Source organism: Nonomuraea rhizosphaerae (genome assembly GCF_019396405.1).
GTDB classification, from domain to species: Bacteria; Actinomycetota; Actinomycetes; order Streptosporangiales; family Streptosporangiaceae; genus Nonomuraea; species Nonomuraea rhizosphaerae.
The window spans coordinates 1-716 of the sequence record NZ_JAHKRL010000042.1 but is presented as its reverse complement, the minus strand read 5'-3'; the positions used below and the strand labels follow the sequence as shown (position 1 = coordinate 716).

General features: G+C 63.3%; 1 pseudogene. It reads right to left on the bottom strand.

Features of this window, described 5'->3' with window-relative positions:
- A pseudogene (locus KME77_RS02005) lies at window positions 1-716 on the bottom strand (DNA-directed RNA polymerase subunit beta); the annotation flags it as partial.

Below are 716 nucleotides of genomic sequence, written 5' to 3'. Positions count from 1 at the left end.
CTCACCCGGACGCAGCTTGCGGTAGATGTCCAGCAACGCGTCGTCCTGGCCCGCCGTGTGGTCCTTCTCCAGCGTGGCGCGGACCGACTCAAAAGCGCCGAAGCGTTCGAGGATCTGCTCCTGGCTCCAGCCCAGCGCCTTGAGCAGCACCGTGACCGGCTGCTTGCGCTTACGGTCGATGCGCACGCCGACGCTGTCACGCTTGTCGATCTCGAACTCCAGCCAGGCGCCCCGCGACGGGATCACCTTGCAGGCATAGAGGTCCTTGTCGGAGGTCTTGTCGAGATTGCGCTCGAAGTAGACGCCCGGCGAACGGGTCAGCTGCGAGACCACGACCCGCTCGGTGCCGTTGACGATGAAGGTGCCCTTCGGCGACATGAGCGGGAAGTCACCCATGAACACCGTCTGGCTCTTGATCTCACCGGTGGTGTTGTTGATGAACTCCGCCGTCACGAACATCGGGGCGGAGAAGGTCATGTCCTTGTCCTTGCACTCGTCCACCGAGTACTTGGGCGGCTCGAACCGATGATCACGGAACGACAAGGACATCGTCCCCGAGAAGTCCTCGATCGGACTGATCTCCTCGAAGATCTCCTCAAGACCCGACTGCAACGGGACGTCCCTGCGCCCGGCCTGACGGGCCGCCTCCACCCGGGCCTTCCATCTGTCGTTGCCCAGCAACCAGTCGAACGACTCGGTCTGCAGGGCAAGAAGGT